1 protein-coding gene is annotated in these 729 nt (G+C 66.7%); it reads left to right on the top strand.

Translation table 11 applies throughout. The annotated features are described in order from the left end of the window. On the top strand, positions 1–729 hold a 729-nt coding region (locus tag CW267_RS29855), incomplete at both ends, for an NADP-dependent oxidoreductase (protein WP_101148722.1).

Raw genomic sequence — 729 nt, 5'->3', positions numbered from 1 at the left:
CGCGCCCTGGGCGTGGGCAAGGTGGTGGCCTCGCAGCACCCGGATTTCAAGGTCGGCGACGAGGTGAACGGCGCGCTCGGCGTGCAGGATTACTTCCTCGGCGCGCCCAAGGGCTTCTACAAGGTCGACAGCCAGCGCGCGCCGTTGCCGCTGTACCTGTCGGCACTGGGCATGACCGGCATGACCGCCTACTTCGGCTTCCTCGATGTCGGCCTGCCCCAGGCCGGTGACACCGTGGTGGTCTCCGGCGCCGCCGGCGCGGTGGGCAGCGTGGTCGGGCAGATCGCGAAGATCAAAGGCTGCCGTGTGGTCGGCATCGCCGGCGGTGCCGACAAGTGCCGCTACCTGGTGGAGGAACTGGGTTTCGATGGCGCCATCGACTACAAGGCCGAGGACGTGAATGCCGGCCTCAAGCGCGAGTGCCCCAAGGGCGTGAACGTGTTCTTCGACAACGTCGGCGGCGACATCCTCGACGCCGTGCTGGCCCGCCTGGCGCCCAAGGCGCGGGTGGTGATCTGCGGGGCAATCAGCCAGTACAACAACAAGGAGGCGGTGCGCGGCCCGGCCAACTACCTGTCGCTGCTGGTCAATCGTGCGCGCATGGAAGGCATGGTGGTGATGGACTACGCCCACCGCTTCCAGGAAGGCTTCAAGGACATGGCGACCTGGATCGCCGAGGGCAAGCTGAAGTCGAAGGAAGACATCGTCGAAGGGCTGGAAACCTTCCCC

Source organism: Klebsiella sp. X1-16S-Nf21 (assembly GCF_002837615.1).
Taxonomy (GTDB): Bacteria; Pseudomonadota; Gammaproteobacteria; order Enterobacterales; family Enterobacteriaceae; genus Klebsiella; species Klebsiella variicola.
This window is presented reverse-complemented; position numbering and strand designations above follow the sequence as displayed.